General features: G+C 67.3%; 15 protein-coding genes. 6 read left to right on the forward strand and 9 right to left on the reverse strand.

The genetic code is table 11. The annotated features are described in order from the left end of the window. The first annotated feature begins 111 nt into the window (after positions 1-111). The 5 genes from J4O73_RS08245 to uraD all read left to right on the forward strand — a co-directional run bounded on the left by J4O73_RS08245 (position 112) and on the right by uraD (position 4,332). Positions 112-1,299 carry a CaiB/BaiF CoA transferase family protein gene (locus tag J4O73_RS08245; protein ID WP_426216317.1) on the forward strand — a complete coding sequence of 396 codons (1,188 nt, stop codon included), beginning with the start codon at positions 112-114 and terminating at the stop codon, positions 1,297-1,299. A gap of 164 nt (positions 1,300-1,463) precedes the next feature. Next, a complete protein-coding gene (locus tag J4O73_RS08250; protein ID WP_426216319.1) occupies positions 1,464-2,831 on the forward strand; it encodes an MFS transporter in 1,368 nt (455 codons plus the stop codon). Between the two features lie 62 nt (positions 2,832-2,893). Further along, the gene (gene uraH, locus J4O73_RS08255) at positions 2,894-3,421 is read left to right on the forward strand and encodes a hydroxyisourate hydrolase (RefSeq protein ID WP_426216321.1); all 528 of its coding nucleotides are present in this window, start codon (positions 2,894-2,896) and stop codon (positions 3,419-3,421) included. A gap of 38 nt (positions 3,422-3,459) precedes the next feature. Then, a complete protein-coding gene (gene uraH / locus J4O73_RS08260; RefSeq protein ID WP_426216323.1) occupies positions 3,460-3,813 on the forward strand; it encodes a hydroxyisourate hydrolase in 354 nt (117 codons plus the stop codon). A 6-nt stretch (positions 3,814-3,819) separates the two neighbouring features. Next, positions 3,820-4,332 (forward strand): 2-oxo-4-hydroxy-4-carboxy-5-ureidoimidazoline decarboxylase, encoded by a 513-nt coding sequence (gene uraD, locus J4O73_RS08265; RefSeq protein WP_426216325.1) that lies wholly within the window; start codon positions 3,820-3,822, stop codon positions 4,330-4,332. A gap of 22 nt (positions 4,333-4,354) precedes the next feature. Here uraD and J4O73_RS08270 read toward each other — a convergent pair whose 3' ends face one another. The 9 genes from J4O73_RS08270 to J4O73_RS08310 form a co-directional block, all read right to left on the reverse strand. After that, entirely contained in the window at positions 4,355-4,627 is a 273-nt protein-coding gene (locus J4O73_RS08270; protein WP_426216327.1) for a hypothetical protein, read from the reverse strand. 252 nt (positions 4,628-4,879) lie between these two features. Then, entirely contained in the window at positions 4,880-5,230 is a 351-nt protein-coding gene (locus J4O73_RS08275) for a hypothetical protein (protein WP_426216329.1), read from the reverse strand. Positions 5,231-5,367: 137 nt separating this feature from the next. After that, positions 5,368-6,264, reverse strand: a complete 897-nt coding sequence (locus J4O73_RS08280) for a dihydrodipicolinate synthase family protein (protein ID WP_426216330.1) — start codon at positions 6,262-6,264, stop codon at positions 5,368-5,370. 137 nt (positions 6,265-6,401) lie between these two features. Next, positions 6,402-7,403 (reverse strand): branched-chain amino acid ABC transporter permease, encoded by a 1,002-nt coding sequence (locus J4O73_RS08285; protein ID WP_426216332.1) that lies wholly within the window; start codon positions 7,401-7,403, stop codon positions 6,402-6,404. A 13-nt stretch (positions 7,404-7,416) separates the two neighbouring features. Beyond that, positions 7,417-8,319, reverse strand: coding sequence for a branched-chain amino acid ABC transporter permease (locus tag J4O73_RS08290; RefSeq protein ID WP_426216334.1), 903 nt, complete (start codon positions 8,317-8,319; stop codon positions 7,417-7,419). A gap of 85 nt (positions 8,320-8,404) precedes the next feature. Further along, on the reverse strand, positions 8,405-9,625 hold the full coding sequence (locus tag J4O73_RS08295; protein WP_426216336.1) for an ABC transporter substrate-binding protein: 1,221 nt from the start codon (positions 9,623-9,625) through the stop codon (positions 8,405-8,407). An 85-nt stretch (positions 9,626-9,710) separates the two neighbouring features. Next, complete coding sequence (locus J4O73_RS08300) at positions 9,711-10,421, reverse strand: ABC transporter ATP-binding protein (protein ID WP_426216337.1); 711 nt, start codon at positions 10,419-10,421, stop codon at positions 9,711-9,713. After that, entirely contained in the window at positions 10,414-11,166 is a 753-nt protein-coding gene (locus J4O73_RS08305) for an ABC transporter ATP-binding protein (protein WP_426216339.1), read from the reverse strand. The genes J4O73_RS08300 and J4O73_RS08305 overlap by 8 nt, the downstream gene beginning before the upstream one ends. Before the next feature lie 89 nt (positions 11,167-11,255). After that, positions 11,256-11,948 carry a GntR family transcriptional regulator gene (locus J4O73_RS08310; protein WP_426216341.1) on the reverse strand — a complete coding sequence of 231 codons (693 nt, stop codon included), beginning with the start codon at positions 11,946-11,948 and terminating at the stop codon, positions 11,256-11,258. A gap of 135 nt (positions 11,949-12,083) precedes the next feature. Here J4O73_RS08310 and J4O73_RS08315 point away from each other — a divergent pair, with 135 nt between their 5' ends. Continuing rightward, positions 12,084-13,682 carry a sigma 54-interacting transcriptional regulator gene (locus tag J4O73_RS08315; protein ID WP_426216343.1) on the forward strand — a complete coding sequence of 533 codons (1,599 nt, stop codon included), beginning with the start codon at positions 12,084-12,086 and terminating at the stop codon, positions 13,680-13,682. The last annotated feature ends 202 nt before the right edge of the window (positions 13,683-13,884 follow it).

Raw genomic sequence — 13,884 nt, forward strand, 5'->3', positions numbered from 1 at the left:
CCGGAGCCCTCCTTCGAGGCCCGCCGAGGCGGGCGCCTCAGGATGAGGGGGGCGGATGGGAAAAGACAACGCCGACCACATCGTCGGCGAGCGCTTGAGGAGACAAGCCCGATGCTGTTCGATCCCGACGACCTGCCGCTCGCCGGCATCCGCGTGCTGGACCTCTCGCGCGTGCTCGCAGGCCCATGGTGCGCCCAGGTGCTGGGCGATCTCGGCGCCGACGTGATCAAGGTCGAGCATCCCGAGCGCGGCGACGACACCCGCGATTGGGGGCTGCGGACCGGGCCGAGCAACACCTCGTATTTCGACAGCGTCAACCGCAACAAGCGGTCCATCGGGATCGACCTCACCGATCCGGAGGGGCTGGCGCGGGTCCGGGAGCTCGCCCGCCAGAGCGATGTAGTGGTGCAGAACTTCAAGACGGGCGGCGCCGACAAGCTCGGCCTCGGCTACGCGGCGCTCTCGGCCGAGAACCCCCGCCTGATCTATTGCTCGGTCTCCGGCTATGCCTCGGACGGGCCCGAGGCGACCCGGCCGGGCTACGATCTCGTCATCCAGGGCGAAGCGGGTCTGATGGCCCTGAACGGCGAGGCCGGGCGGCCTCCACTCAAGTTCGGCCTCGCCGCCGTCGATCTGTTCACCGGCCAGTTCGCGGCGCAGGCCGTGCTCGCCGCCCTGTTCCAGCGCGAGCGGACCGGGCGCGGGCGTCTCGTGGAACTTGCCCTCTACGATTGCGGCGTGGCGCTGACCTCCTATTACGGGCTGGAGGCGATGGCGCAGGGCTGCGATCCCGTCCGTTACGGCAATGCCCATCCGTCCATCGTCCCCTACGGCGTGTTTCAGGCCGGGGACGGGCCGATTGTCCTCACGGTGGGAAACAACGGCCAGTACCGGCGCCTCTGCGAGCAGGTGCTGGAGCGCCCCGACCTCTGCACCGACCCGCGCTTCACCACCAATCTCGACAGGTCCCGCAACCGCGCCGCCTTCGTGCCGGTGCTGGAAGCGGAACTGGCCAAGTGGACCCGGGCCGACCTCCTCGTCCGTCTCGCCGCGGCCGGAATTCCCTGCGGCGAGGTGTTGGGGCTCCACGAGGCCCTGACCTCGGAAAGGTCCCGGTCGGCAGGGCTGGTCGTCCCCCCGGACGAGGCCGGGCAGGAGGGGCCGGGCATCCACGTCCTCGCCCCGCCCTATCGCTTCGATGGCGCGCGCCTGCCGGTCCGCGCGAAGCCGCCGGTTCTCGACGGCGGTCGCGCCGACATCCTGGCCTCGCTCTCGGCCGATCCGGCCCGGAACCCCTGATGACATTCCCGCTGTCCCGACGCTGGGGACAGCGTGACGGCCGATAGCCAGAGCGCTCGGGATAGGCATACGATCTGCATCGGGACACGGGTGATTCAATGCATCCGTCCCGTTCGTGCCGATGTCGGCCACGGATGAGCCGGTCGCGAGCATCGAGGCCAGTCATGACGAGCGAGGGTCAAGGCGCTGCGCAGTCATCGGGTACGATAGGCTCGACGGCTCTCGACGAGACGTACCGGCGCATCACGTGGCGATTGCTGCCGTTCCTGATGTTCCTTTGGGTCCTGTCCTGGATCGACAGGGTGAATATCGGTTTCGCCAAACTTCAGATGCTCTCCGAGCTACGGTTCAGTGAGACCGTCTACGGAATCGGCGCGGGCATCTTCTTCATCGGCTATTTCTTGTGCGAAGTGCCGAGCAATCTGCTTCTGGAATATATCGGCGCCCGCAAGACCATCGCGCGGATCACGTTCCTCTGGGGCATCTGCTGCGTGGCGATGATGTTCGTCACAACGCCTTTGTTCTTCTACGTCTTGCGCTTCCTGCTCGGCGTGTTCGAGGCCGGCTTCTATCCCGGCGTCATCCTGTTTTTGACCTATTGGTACCCGAGCGAGCGGCGCGCCAAGGTGTTCGGCCTGTTCATGTCGGCCTCGGCGCTCGCGGGCGTCATCGGCGGCCCGCTGGCCGGGGCGATCATGTCCGGGATGCACGGGGTGAACGGCTGGTCCGGCTGGCAATGGGTGTTCCTGCTGGAGGGCATCCCCTCGATCCTCGCGGGCCTCGTCACGCTCTTCTACCTCACCGACCGCCCGTCCAAGGCGGGCTGGCTGACGGCGGAGCAGAAGGCGCTGGTGGCGGCCGACCTCGCCCGCGACGCGGCGGCTCTCGGCCACCGCGAGCATCGCATCCTCGCTTCGCTGAAGGATGCCCGCGTCTGGCAATGCATCGCGATCTTCTTCTGCATCATCACGGCGAACTCGGCCCTGACCTTCTACGGCCCGAGCGTGGTGCGCGATGCGGGCTTCACCGATCCACTCACGGTCGGCTGGATCATGTCGGCGGCCTATCTGTGCGGCGGCGCGGGAATGATCTTCAACGGGCGTCACTCGGACCGCACGGGCGAGGCCCGGCTGCATTGCGGTGCGTCGGCCTTCGTGGGAGCGCTCGCCATCGCGCTCACCGGCTTCCTCATTGCGAGCGCACCGCTGCTCGCCATGGTCACCCTCGCGGTGGCGATCGTGGGGACCATGAGCGCGATCCCGGTCTTCTGGCAGATCCCCGGCCGCTTCCTCGCGGGCTCGGCGGCGGCGGCGGGCATCGCGCTCATCAACTCGGTGGCCAACCTCGCGGGGTTCGGCGCCCCGACGGTGATGGGCTACCTGCGCGAGCACACCGGATCGCCTGCCACCGGCCTGTGGCTCGTGGCGGGGGTCGAGGCTCTGGCGCTCGTGCTGATCCTCGCCTTCGTCCCGCGGGCCAACGCCGCCATGGAGCATCGCGCGCGGGCCCGCGCGGCGCATGAGCCGGCCTGATCCGGGCATCCGATTTGCACCGGCATTCTCACCGATCCCCCCTCTTTGCGGAGATACGTGCCTTGGACCCCTCCGATCGATTTGCCCTCACGCGGCGGTGCCTCGTCGGGACCGGCGTCGGCGCCGTTGCGGCCGGTTCCACTGGCCGCGCATGGGCGCAGGGCACGCCCAAACCGGCGGAGGCGCCGACGAAGCCCGGAACCCTGACCACGGCGCCGGTCTCCCAGGCCGGTCTCTCGCCGCGCCTGACGCTCCACGCCATCGACAACTTCCACGGCACGCCCGGCGCGGGCATGGTCTGTGACCTCTCCGTGCATGACGGGCAGGGCTACAAGCCGATCAAGACCGTCACCACGGCCCCCACCGGGCGCACCGCCGAACCGCTCCTCGTCGATGAGGCCTTCAAGCCCGGCCGCTACGAGCTGGTGATGCATTTCGAGGATTACTTCGCGAAACTCGGCGTCACTCTGCCGAAGCCGAACTTCCTCAGCCTCGTGCCGATCCGCTTCCAGATCCGCGATGCCAGCCAGCGCTACCATCTGCCGGTGCTGTTCACGCCCTGGGGCTATTCCTACTATCGCGGCAGCTGACGCGCCGGTCTTCGCACCCTACAATCAGGAGATCCGACATGGCCGGCATCACGACACACGTCCTCGACACCGACCGCGGGCGCCCCGCCGCGGGAGTCCGCATCGATTTCTCGGTGTGGGAGAATGATCAGTGGCGCCTCGTGAAGAGTGTCGTCACCAATGCCGATGGGCGCACTGACGGGCCGATCCTGCCCGCCGACAAGGCGGCCACGGGCCAGTATCAGCTGGAATTCCACGTCGAGCCGTATTTCAAGGCACGCCCTGGCACCAACGAGGCCGACATCTTCATCGACAACCCGGTGGTCCGCTTCTCGGTCTTCGACGCCAAGCAGCACTACCATGTGCCCATGCTCTGCGCCCCGTCGAGCTTCACCACCTATCGCGGAAGCTGACGCGGAATGCCCGATCTCCATCAGATCAACGGCCTCGATCGGGACGCCTTCGTGACCCTTCTCGGAGGCGTGTTCGAGCACGCCGCCTGGGTGGCGGAGGCGGCCTATGCCAAGAAGCCCTTCGGAACGGTGCACGACCTGCACGCCGCCATGATGGCCGCCGTCCGCGAAGCCCCGGCCGAGACGCGTATCGCCTTCCTCAACGGGCACCCGGAATTGGCAGGCCCCGAGGCCAGGGCCAAGGCGATGACGGCGGATTCATCGCAGGAGCAGGGCAGCGCGGGTCTCGACCGCCTGTCCGACGCGGACGCCGAGGCTTTCGACCAGTTGAACGCCGCCTACCGAGACCGCTTCGGCTTTCCCTTCATCGTCGCCGTGCGCGGTCGCGATCTCCGGGAGATCCTCGTGCTGTTCAAGCAACGGCTCCAGAACGAGCGCGACGCGGAAGAAGCGACGGCCCTCGACGAGATCACCGCCATCACGCGGATGCGCCTGGACCGGCTCGTCCAGGATTCCTAGAGCCGTATCTGGCCTGACGGCTTCAGGCCGCCTCGGTCCTGCGTGCAGGGGCAGAGGAGGGGGCTTGGCCCGAGACGGACTTCAGGGTCGCCACCATCGCGTCGGTCTGGGCATCCAGCGCCAGGAGCGAGTCGTCGTACGCGGTGCGGCGATAGGCGAGCGCGGCGCCTGCCAGCACAGTGGCAAGGCTGGCCACCAGCGGCGTGACGATCAAGGCGGCGAGCTTGCTCATCGGGGCGAGGGTGACAGCTGTGACGATGCCGCTACCGAGTGCCGTTGCCACTAAGACGATCATCGGAGCCCCGCCCGATCCATGGGATCAGGCCGTCCCGATCATCCACGAAGCAACGCTATGAAACATTCGTTAACGATTAGTTAACGCCAAGCTCTGTGCGTCGCAACAGTTTCAGGGATTGAGTGTTTTACAGCCAAGATATCTGGCGTCTTGATGAACAGACTGTTTCGCAGTGCGGTAAACTCACCCTCTGGACGATCTTCAACATTAATGATCGCTTAAGTTGCATAGCGTCTCGCGATGGGGACGTTGCTACCTGTCGGATCGTCCCAGAAAATCGAGGGGCCAGAGCGGCAAAAGGGACTGTGCGAGGAAGGCGCCTTGGAACGTCGCGTTGATCTCGAAGCCGCGCTTGAGAACCTTGAAGAAGGATCGGGACTCGACGGCCCCTTCGATTCCGACTGCGACCGCGAGCGCGGTTGAGACGATGACGAGGCTGAACCAGCCGAGCCAGCGTGCTGCGATCAGTCCCATCACGGCAACAACAATGAAAATCACATCCGCGTCCCCGGCCTGCGCCCGCTTCCAGAGCGAGGAGCCTACGCAGTTTACATAGTGCCGGATAGTTCCGTGGAAACCATGTATCCACATGTTGCGGCGCACGGCGTGCTTGCGAAAGACAGCAAGTTGCTTTCAACAAAAGACTATTGGTTGCTTATCCGGCGAATGCACTAAATTTAGTCACGTGTCTGAAGGCGGCTCGCCCGCGATCTCTCGCGGGCGAGCCGGATGCTGGGGGCTTAGGCTGCGAGCGGAAGGGCCGCGCGGGCTTCGATCGCCTTGCGCACGATGGCCTCGACCTCCGCCCGGCGAGCGCCGGAGAGCGGCTTGCGTGGGGCGCGCACATGCTCGGTCGAACCGATGGCAAGGGCCTCGGCGAGCTTGATGTTCTGCACGAGGTAGGTCGAGACATCGAGGTCGAGGAGCGGGCGGAACCAGCGGTAGATCTTCAGCGCCTCGTCGTAGCGACCTGCCTTCACCAGCCGGTAGATCGCCACCGTCTCCTCGGGGAAGGCGACGACAAGGCCCGCGACCCAGCCGCAGGCGCCGACGGTCAGCGCCTCGAAGGCAAGGTTGTCGACGCCGGTCAGCACCGCGTAGCGGTCGCCGAGACGGTTGATGATCTCAGTGGTGCGGCGGATGTCGTCGGACGATTCCTTGATCGCCACGAAGCGGCTGTCCGGGGCGAGCTCCTCCATGATCTCGGGAGTGACGTCGACGCGGTAGGCGATGCGGTTGGAGTAGATCATCACCGGCAGATCGCCGGCGGCGGCGACGGCGCGCAGCGTCTCGACCGTCTCGGCCGGGTTGGTGTGGTAGATCGGGCTGGGCACGACCATCAGGCCGGTGGCGCCGGCCTTCGCGGCCTTGGCGGCCAACTCGCAGGCCTCGCGGGTGCCGGCTTCGGAGACGGTCATGAGGGTCGGCTTGCCCTTCGTGACCGACTGCGCGCGCTTCAGCACCTCGATGCGCTCGTCCTGAGAGAGCATCGGCCCCTCGCCCAGTGAACCGCACACGATGATGCCGTCACAGCCCGCATCCATCTGCAGGCCGAAGCAGCGCTCCATCTCGGCGTGATCGAGGCTGCCGTCTTCCTTGAACTTGGTCGTGACGGCGGGGATGACTCCGGTCCACATGGCTAATCGTCCTTCCGGTTGCTTGAACCTTGCGTCCGTCTGGGACGCGCGACTCCGCTTCGCGCACGCGGCCGGTCGGCGGCGTGGCGGCGAATTTCCCCGGGCCCGGTGATCGGGCGCGGGAATTCGTGATGGCGTCAGGCCGCCTCGGCGGCCGGGGCTCCCTCCGGCTCCGGGCGGGAGGCCGGGCGGCGGCGCTCCCGCTCGGACCGGCGGCGGCGCAGGTGGAGGAACTCGCCCACCACGCCCCGCCGGAAGAAGGAGACGCAGACGATGAAGATCAGCCCGATCACCACGGTGACGAGATCACCGATGGTGGCGAGGTAGTTCTGGAGGCCGACGACCAGAGCCGCCCCGACCAGGGGGCCGAAGATCGTGCCGACGCCGCCGAGCAGCGTCATCAGCACCACCTCGGTCGAGGTGTGAAGCGAGACGTCGTTGAGGGAGACCAACTGGAACACCAGGGCCTTCATGGAGCCCGCATAGCCCGCCACCGCCGCCGAGAGCACGAAGGCCAGGAGCTTGAAGCGCCCGGAATCGTAGCCGAGCGAGATCGCCCTCGGCTCGTTGTCGCGCACCGCCTGAAGCAACTGACCGAAGGGCGAGTGCACCACCCGGTCGATGAACAGGAAGCCCGCCGCGAACAGCGCCAGCGTCACGTAGTACATCGTCGTGTCGGAGGTCAGGTCGAGCCCGAACAGGCTGCCGCGCGGGATGCCCTGGAGCCCGTCCTCGCCGCCGGTCCAGCGGAACTGCACCGCGAGGAAGTAGACGATCTGCGACAGGGCGAGGGTGATCATCGCGAAATAGATGCCCTTCCGCCGGATCGCGAGGCCGCCGATGGCGAGGCCGACCAGAGCCGCCGCCGCGACCCCGGCCACGAAGGCCACGGGCATCCCGAGCGGGTGGGCGCCGAAGCGGATCATCAGGGCGCCGGTCACGTAGCCCGCGCTACCCAGGAAGGCGGCATGGGCGAAGGAGACGAGGCCGGTAAAGCCGAGCAGCAGATTGAAGGCGCAGGCGAACAGGCCGTAGCACATCACCTTCATCACGAAGACCGGATAGATGAGCCCGGGTACGAAGGGGACCACGAGCGCCGCTGCCAGCAGCACCAGGACAATCTTGAAGGTCGTCGACATGGCGCTGTCCCCCTCAGACTTCGCGGCCGAACAGGCCGGCGGGGCGCACCAGCAGGGCGAGCGCCATGATGACGAAGACCACCACCGTCGAGGCCTCCGGGTAGATCACCTTGGTCAGGCCCTCGATCAGGCCGAGGGCGAGCCCGGTCATCATCGAGCCGAGGATCGAGCCGAGGCCGCCGATCACCACCACGGCGAAGACGATGTTGAGGAGGTTGCCGCCCATCAGCGGCGTCACCTGCATGATCGGCGCGGCGAGCACCCCGGCGATCCCGGCGAGTGCCACGCCGAACCCGTAGGTCAGGGTGATCATCACCGGCACGTTGATGCCGAAGGATTGGAGCAGGCGGGGATTCTCGGTGCCCGCACGGAGATAGGCGCCGAGTTTGGTGCGCTCGAACAGGTACCACGTGCCGAAGCAGATCAGCAGCGAGGCGACGACCACGAAGACGCGGTATTTCGGGAGCAGCATGAAGCCGACATCGACCGGTCCCTGAAGGATCTCCGGCGGCTCGTAGCCCTGGCCGGACACGCCGAAGGCGTAGCGGAAGCCGCCTTCCATCACGAGGGCGACGCCGAAGGTGAGGAGCAGGCCGTAGAGGTGGTCGAGATGGTAGAGCCGCCGCAGGAGCGTCCGCTCGATCGCCATCCCGAAGATCGCGACGAGGACCGGTGCCAGCACCAGCGCGAACCAGAAGTTCACCTGAAAATCCGGGTAGCCGAGCCAGGGGCCGATCTGCGTCATCCCGATCCAGGCCAGGAACGCCGCCATCATGAACTGCGCCCCGTGGGTGAAGTTGATGATGTTCAGCAGGCCGAAGATGATGGCGAGGCCCATGCTCAGCATGGCGTAGAAGCAGCCGCCGATGAGGCCGATGGTGAGCTGGGCCATGAAGGCCTGAAGGGTGATGTCCATTGTGGGGTCACCGGCGGGAGAGCGGGGCGGGCTGCGCGGCTGAAGCGCCGTCCCTCCCCCACGGAGGGGGGAGGGACGGGCGGGCTCAGCCCTTCGCGTTGAGCGGACAGGCGTCGGACGGCTTGGGGAACACGTCCTCGCCCTTCAGCACGGCGCGGACGTTGTAGAAGTCCCAGTCGCGCTTGGACTCGGCGGGCTTCTTCACCTGCAGGAGCAGCATGTCGTGCACCAGGGCGCCGTCGGCGCGCAGGTGGCCGTTGCGGATCACCGCATCGTCGATCGTCATCGTGCGCAGCTTGGCCATCACGGCGCCCGCCTCGTCGGTGCCCGCCGCTTCGATCGCATTGAGGTAGTTCAGCGCCGCCGAGTACACCGCCGCCTGCGACGCGCTCGGCATCCGCTTCATCTTGGCGAAGTACTTCTCCGCGAAGGCGCGGGAGCGGTCATCGTAATCCCAATAGAAGGCTTCCGTCAGGTACATGTCCTGGGCCTTGGCGAGGCCGAGGCTCTTCACGTCGGTGATGTAGGTGAGGAGCGGGGCGATGACCTGCTTGTCGCTGCGGCCGATGCCGTATTCGGCGGCCTGCTTCACGGCGTTGATCGTGTCGCTGCCCGCATTGGCGAGCGCGATCACCTGGGCGCCGCTCGCCTGGGCCTTGAGCATGAAGGACGAGAAGTCGCCGCCGGGGAAGGGGTGGCGGGAAACGCCGAGCACCTTGCCGCCCTCGGCCTCGACGACCGCGGAGGCGTCCTTCTCCAGCGAATGCCCGAAGGTGTAGTCGGCGGTGACGAAGTACCAGCTCTTGCGCCCGGTCTTCAGGAGCGCCTTCGCGGTGCCCGCGGCGAGCGCGTAGGTATTGACCATCCACTGCGCGTTGAGGGGCGAGCATTTTTCGTTGATCGCCGCCATGGCGACGCCCGCCGAGAGCATCGTCACCCGGTTCTTCTGCTTGGCGATCTCCATCACGGCGAGCGCCGTCGAGGAGGTCGGGAAGTCGGCGATCATGTCGACCTTGCCCTGGTCGAACCATTCCCGGGCCAGGTTGGCCGCGATGTCCGGCTTGTTCTGGTGGTCGGCCGCGACGAGTTCGACCGGCGCGCCCAGCACCTTGCCGCCCATCTCGTCGATGGCGATCTGGGCCGCCACCGCCGAGCCGCGCCCGGTGAAATCGGAATAGATGCCCGACAGGTCGTTGAGGATGCCGATCTTGACGACGCCGTCGCTGACCTTGTCGGCAGCGAGCGCCGGGAGGGTCAGGGACGCGAGCGACGCGCCGAGCAGTGAACCGATGAACCGCGACCGCATGGTCCTTCTCCCCTTCGCCCCGCTGCGCGGGCCCCGCGTGGATCCTATGCCGGCCCCCCGCAGGGGAGCGCGGCGGTTGGTTGCGTCAGACGCCCAGCAGGCGCCCGACCTCCGCCTCGCGGGCATCGACCTCGGCCGCCGCGATCTCGGCGGCGACATGGCCGTGCTCGATCACGTAATGGCGGTCGGCGAGATGCCGGGCGAAGTGGAAGTTCTGTTCGACGAGCACGATGGTGAAGCCCCGGCTCTTGAGGAGCGCCACCGCCCGGCCCAGGGCCTCGACGATCACCGGGGCGAGCCCTTCCGTGATCTCGTCGAGGAGCAGGATGCGGGCCCCCGTCGTCAGGATGCGGCCGAGCGCCAGCATCTGCTGCTCGCCGCCGGAGAGGCGCCCGCCGTAGCTGTCGGCCCGCTCGGCGAGGTTCGGGAACATCGCCAGCACCTCGTCCACGCTCATCCCGCCCGGCCCGAGCCGGGGCAGCAGGGTCAGGTTCTCCTGCGTGGTGAGGGTGCGGTAGATGCCGCGCTCCTCCGGGCAGTAGCCGAGGCCGAGCCGGGCGACCTTGTGCGTGCTGAGCCGGATCGTCTCCTGACCCTGGACCTTCACCGATCCGGCGCGCCGGTCGGTGAGGCCGAGGATCGCCTTCAGCGTCGTGCTACGCCCGGCGCCGTTACGCCCCAGCAGGGTGACGCACTCGCCCTCGCGGACGGTGAGGTCGATCCCGTGCAGCACGTGGCTCTCGCCGTACCATGCTTCCAGGCCGCGGATGTCCAGAACGGTGGCCGCCTCAGGCATGACCGCCTCCGAGATAGGCGGCCTTCACCGCAGGATCGGCCGAGACCTGCGCGTAGGTGCCCTGGGCCAGGATTTCGCCCCGCTGAAGCACCGTGATCGCATCGCAGAGGTCGGCCACCACCGACATGTTGTGCTCGACCATCAGGATCGTCCGCCCCTTGGCGATCCGGCGGATCAGCCGCTTGATCCGGTCCACGTCGTCGATCGCCATGCCTTGCGTCGGCTCGTCGAGGAGCAGCATCGGCGGGTTGAGGGCGAGCGTCGTCGCGATCTCCAGGGTGCGCTTGCGGCCGTAGGACAGGTCCGCCGCGTTCGTTTCCGCATAGTCGGCGAGGCCGACATCGGAGAGCAGCGCCATCGCCTCCGCGTCGAGGGCCGAGAGCGAGCGCACCGAGCGCCAGAACTGGTACTGCGTGCCGAGCCGCCGCTGGAGCGCCACGCGGACGTTGTCGCGCACGCTCATGTTCGGGAAGGTCGCCGAGATCTGGAACGAGCGGACGACGCCGCGCCGGGCGATCGCCGCCGAGGATTCGGCCGTGATGTCGGCGCCCTCGTAGACGATCCGGCCGGAGGTCGGCGTGTGGACCTTCGTCAGCAGGTTGAAGAACGTGGTCTTGCCCGCGCCGTTCGGGCCGATGAGCGCGTGGATCGTGTGACGGCGGACTTTCAGGTCGACGCTCCGGACGGCGGTGAAACCACCGAACGCCTTGGTCAGCCCCTCTGTCTCCAGTGCGTTCTCCGACACAGCAAGCCCCCTGCCGAATCTCGTTTTTGTAGATTGTATAAAATCTGCGAACCGTCAAGCAGGTTCAGGGGCGGGACGAACCCTGTTTTTCAGTCAGCGTGGGCGCGACGGTAAATCTCGATGAGAGAGGTCGCCGCGTGCGCGATATGAGCGTGCAGCAACTCCGCGGCCTCGCCGACCTTGTCCGCCTCGCACAGGGCGACGATCTGGGTGTGCTCCCGGTCAGCACGGGCGACATCACCCGAGGCCGAGAGTTGAAGGCGGGTCGGCCGGTCGCAATCCTGAAGCAGGCCGGAGATGATGCTCAGCGAGCGCGGCCGCGCCGCGTGGCGCAGCAGGTCCAGGTGGAATCGCCGGTTCAGTTCGCCCCAGCGCTCGATCTGCCCCGCTTCGAGGGCGGCGCCGTATTCCTCGGTCAGGGCCCGTAAACCCTTGTAATCCGCCCGGGTGAAGCGCGGCGCGGACAGGGCCAGCAGGGGCGGTTCGAGTTGCAGGCGAAGCTGGAAGATGTCCTCGACCTCCTCCACCGAGAGGCCCGCGACCACGGCCCCGCGATGGGGCACGATCTTCACGAGGCCTCCGGCCTCGAGTTGCAGTAGGGCCTCCCGGATCGGGATACGGCTGATGCCGAATTCCTCCGCCAGGGCGTCCTGCCGAAGCTGGATGCCCGGCGCCAACTCGCCGTTCAGGATCCGCTGCCGCAGGGAATCCGCCACGGCGGCCGAGACGGTCCTGTGCCGCAGACGGCCGGGTGGAGACGTCGTGGAATCCTCAAGCGCCATCGCACCCTCTGAAAGCTTCGTAGATTTTATACAATGCCTCGCCGATCTGGCAACCGGCCGAACGGACGCAGCCGGGATTTGCACGAAGCTTGCAGGCTGTCGGCACGCCGATCAGCGAACCGGGATGCGCCGGGAATGGATGGACACGCCCTCAAGCAGGCCTTGCCCGCGCATTGGCGCACGCAGGAGATGTTCCTCATCCAGGAGGTGATGAACCTGATCGGCAAGGGCCTCGGCCTCGATCAGATCGCCCGCGAGATGCTGCATCTCCTGTCCGAGATCGTCGGGCTGAACCGGGGGCGCATCGTCCTCAAGGATCCCGGCGGCGAGGGATATCGCATCGCCTATTCCTACGGTCTCACCCGCGAGGAGGCGGCCCGCGGCCGCTACGCGCCGGGGGAAGGTATCACCGGCCGGGTCATCCAGGACGGGCACCTGATCATCGTACAGGACATCGACAAGGATCCGATCTTCCTCGGGCGGGCCGTTGCGCGGGCGCAGCTCCCACGCGGCGCCGTGTCGTTCCTGGCTCTTCCGATCCGGGTCGAGCACAAGACGGTCGGGGCGATCGCCTGCCACCGCATCCGGCATCGGGAGCGGGCGCTCTCGGACGATCTCACGATCCTGCGGATCATCGCCACGATGGTCAGCCAGTTGCTGACCCTCAACGAGCGGGTGGAGCGCAAGACCCGGGCGCTCGAGGAGCACAACGACATGCTGGCGCGGGAACTGCGCATCAAGCGCGCCCGCTACGGCATCATCGGCACCTCGCCCGCCCTGTTGCGCGCCCTGGTGCAGGTCGAGAAGGTCGCGGATGCGACGGCGAGCGTGTTGCTGCTCGGGGAGTCCGGCACCGGCAAGGAGCTCTTCGCCCGCGCGCTGCACTTGGCGGGGCCGCGCCGGGACAAGCCGTTCATCAAGGTGAATTGCGCGGCGATCCCCGACAGCTTGTTCGAATCCGAGTTGTTCGGGCACGAACGCGGGGCCTTCACTGGCGCGGTCGAGGCGCGGGCGGGCTGGTTCGAGCAGGCGAGCGGCGGCACGATCTTCCTCGATGAGATCGGCGAGATGCCCGCCATCCTCCAGACCAAGCTCCTGCGGACCTTGCAGGAGGGCACCGTCGTGCGCCTCGGCGGCAAGCGCGAGATCCGCGTCGACATGCGCCTCGTCGCGGCGACGAACCGGGACCTCGCCGCCGAGGTCGCCCATGGCCGCTTCCGGGAGGATCTGTTCTACCGGCTCAACGTCGTGCCGATCACCCTGCCGCCGCTCGCGGACAGGCGCAGCGACATTCCCGATCTGGTCCTGCATTTCCTCACGCAGGCGAACCAGGGCAATCAACGCAATGTCCATCTGACGCAGGCCGCCGTGGCCCATCTCGCCCGTCAGCCCTGGCCGGGCAACATCCGCCAACTCGCCAACTTCATCGAGCGGCTCGTCCTTCTGGCGAGCGAGGGCGTGCTCGACGTCGAGGATGTGCAGCCGATGCTCGAAGGCGCCCAGGTCATGACGCCCACTTTCGCCGCAACATCTTATCCAGCGCCGGACCGGGCGGCGGCGTTGCGCGCGCTCGCCACCGTGCGGCCTTACATGCCCGCCGACTCCCATGGCCACGCGGAACTCCGCATGGCCCTGACTCAGGCCGGGGGCAACAAGACCCGCGCCGCGCAGAGGCTCGGACTGACCGAGCGGCAATTCTCGTATCGCTGGCGGAAGCTTCAGGCTGCTCCTTGAGGGGGCGTCGCATCTCGCCTTCGCGCCCCGGCCTTCATCTCTAAGCCTGACTGCGAAGACGCAGGTACCTCTCCGTCTTCGAGAGCGGAGCGAAGCCATCCAGGGATCCGCCACGCGCGGGAATGTCTCGCTGCCGTGGGTTGCTTCGCTGACGCTCGCAAGGACGACGAGGGTGTCACGCGCCTCACCGACCTTTTCAGTC

This window comes from Methylobacterium sp. NFXW15, from assembly GCF_049887755.1.
GTDB lineage: Bacteria > Pseudomonadota > Alphaproteobacteria > Rhizobiales > Beijerinckiaceae > Methylobacterium.